The organism is Verrucomicrobiota bacterium (assembly GCA_037139415.1).
GTDB lineage: Bacteria > Verrucomicrobiota > Verrucomicrobiia > Limisphaerales > Fontisphaeraceae > JBAXGN01.
Map to the genome: position 1 here is coordinate 1 of JBAXGN010000346.1, position 2,676 is coordinate 2,676.

3 protein-coding genes are annotated in these 2,676 nt (G+C 56.9%); all 3 read right to left on the minus strand.

Annotated elements, in window-relative coordinates; all coding sequences use genetic code 11:
- Window positions 1-985: DNA methyltransferase (locus WCO56_29465; protein ID MEI7733730.1), on the minus strand; the 985-nt coding region annotated here is incomplete at its 3' end.
- 117 nt (window positions 986-1,102) lie between these two features.
- Entirely contained in the window at window positions 1,103-1,486 is a 384-nt protein-coding gene (locus WCO56_29470) for a hypothetical protein (GenBank protein ID MEI7733731.1), read from the minus strand.
- A gap of 21 nt (window positions 1,487-1,507) precedes the next feature.
- On the minus strand, window positions 1,508-2,119 hold the full coding sequence (locus tag WCO56_29475; GenBank protein ID MEI7733732.1) for a hypothetical protein: 612 nt from the start codon (window positions 2,117-2,119) through the stop codon (window positions 1,508-1,510).
- Window positions 2,120-2,676 lie beyond the last annotated feature (557 nt).

The following is a 2,676-nucleotide window of genomic DNA, read 5'->3' on the forward strand; positions in this document are numbered from 1 at the left end:
TCTGTGCCGCGTCAATCGTTGTCCCGCAGCCGCAAAAAGGATCAAGCACCACGTCGCCGGGGTTGCTGCTGGCGCTGATAACACGCTCAAGCAAGGCGACGGGTTTCTGGGTAGGGTAACCGAGTGCCTCGTTGCCAGCAGCCTGGGGGATGTTCCAGCAGTTAGTGACCGTTCTGCCTTTGGAGTCATGCAGATACTTTTTATATTGCGGCACGGCCCCCGGCTTGAGTTGAACGACAACGCCATCCTTGTACGCCTTTTTCATGCGTTCCTTCGTCCAACGCCAAACGCGGGTGACACCCAAAAACTCGTATGTCAGATTCGGGCGATTGTCGTTGGGATTCAGCAACGGCAGGAGACGGTAACGGCCTTGTTTATCCTCATACTTATAGGCCGATTCGACGTAATCAGGGTCATGCTCCTCGTAGGGTTGGTGATAAACGCATTTATCAGATTTGGAATAACGCAGGATTGTATCTGTACACGTTGGAAAGTTGATGGAGATGTGACTTTTCGGATTGGAGCGTATCCAGATAATTTCATTGCGGTAGCAATCGAAGCCCAACACCGCATCGAGCAGGAGCTTTAGATAATGAGAGGCGGTGGGGTCGCAATGGAGATAGAGGGAGCCGGTGGACTTGAGAACACGGCGGAGTTCGACGAGGCGCGGGGCCATCATGGCCAGATACGCCATCATGTCGTTTTGGCCAAGGAACGTGCGGAAGGCCTGCATGACTTCGCTGACTTTGCCCGGCCGGGTGACGAGTTCCTGATAGGTGCGCTCGCTCTCGGTGTTCCAATGCCAGGTGTCTTCAAAGGCGCGGATTTGGCTGGCGGCGGCGGTGCCGTCCTTTTCCTGGAAGAAGGCGTTGTACGTCTGCGCGGAGTTGAACGGTGGATCGAGATAGACCAAATCCACCGACTCGTCCTTGATGTACCGGCGCAAAATATCGAGGTTGTCGCCGTAGAACAACGTGTTTTCCATGCGGGGAGAATGCGCTGCAACCGGGTTATTTGACAACTGAAAAACGCGCCGGAATAAAAACAAAAGCCCCGGAACCTGAAGTTCCGGGGTTGGGCAGCAACGTGCTGCTAAACTGTTTTACGCCGACCGGCGCAAGGCCAGGATCAAGCCATTGATGGTATTAAACATCGTGCCCAACTCCCAGGCCGTCGCGGGATCGCTCAGGGTCCAGTCCATCGTGGCCACGCCGTTGCTGTTGCCGCTGCTGTTGGCAAGGAGGGCCGCGCTGAGGTTGTTCATGGCGTCTGCCAAATTCTGCGCGCTGATTTCTCCCATCGGCCCTTGCTGGCCGGGCTGGCCGTCATTGCCGGGAATGCCTTGGGGGCCGGGCGGACCAGCGGGGAGGGCGGCGATTTGCGCCCGCAGTTCATCCACCTCCGCCTTGAGGGCGTTGAATTGGGCGCGAAACATGGCGCCGGTGAGTTCCGCATGGTCGTCGGGGACATTGGGATCAAATGGCATAACACGGATGGGTTGATAAAGTTATCCCGCGTAGGTGAGGGAGACAATATCGCTGTCCAAACCGATTTCGTCGTCGCCGATCAGGCCACGGGCCATGTATTCGCGGACTTCGGGGACGCCGGGCTGGGCCAGCGGGCCGGTGTCGAAGTACGGGGAATCGGTGTCCACGCCGATGCGTTTAAAGTTGGCAGTGCCGCGCAGGCGCATGTAGATGGCGAGGCCGTCCACGCCCAGTTTCTCGAAGGCAATCTGGATGCGACCGGCTTCGATGGTGACTTTGATGAGGGGTTTGTAAGTGGCCGGTTCAAACGCGACGGGCGCGCCCTTGAGCTTGAGCATGGCTTCGCTGCCGGAGTTGGCGAAACCGGGCAGCGTCTTCCAGTTGCGGACTTTGGCGCGGATTTTGGCGAGGTTGGCGGCCTCGATGTTCTTCTCCACCAGGCGGGCGGCTTTGAGGGCGGTATCCGCCGTGTTGGTGTTGCCCATGTCGGTGAGGATGGCGTCCGCCAGGGCCTTGGTTTCGGTGGCATCCGCCGTGGTGGTGCCGAACCTGGCACCTTCGGCCACAACGTTGTCACTGAGGTTTTTCAACCAGGAGAAGCGTTCATTGCGTTTCGGTGGTATGTAGTCCATATGTTTAACTTTCTCTTTTGGCCGGGGCGTGGGCATTTCAGAAGGCAACGGCAGGTGCGGTGGTTCATCAAGATGATGCCCGTCACCCAGTTTCCATCCGTCATCGAGCCTTATGATTGCTTCTGGCATACCTATGGGCCTCCTGGCCGTGTTTTGTTGTGCTGCGCGGGAATATTTGCCAGAGGTGGATTGGTGTTGGCAAGTATTATTTTTAGGAACTTTCAACCACCACATAGAGAAGGCATCATTGTCTTCTGATTGGGACATAAGTTCCACCCATGGATCATTGGGGCAGCAATTGATCCAAGGAATGCGGGAATGCTTTGCGATCTGGCACCCGCTTCGGGGTGCGCTGGGCTAACTGACGCTGTACCGGAGGTCATGCCCCTTTCCCCTCATGACCACTCCTTCTTTCATCCCGCTCGGGATGACGCACGGAGCCAAATGATGGCGAGAAACCAGAAAAAGCCTAACTCATCCCCGGCAAATCCGTGGTCTGGCCTTTTTTGCCTTTGAAGGCGGGGGCTTTCTTGAAGGTTTCGTCCACGGCAGCAACG

Coding starts and splice junctions, on each gene's coding strand:
- WCO56_29475 (MEI7733732.1), bottom strand. CDS start 2,119: ATGGACTACATACCACCGAAACGCAATGAACGCTTCTCCTGGTTGAAA.
- WCO56_29470 (MEI7733731.1), bottom strand. CDS start 1,486: ATGCCATTTGATCCCAATGTCCCCGACGACCATGCGGAACTCACCGGC.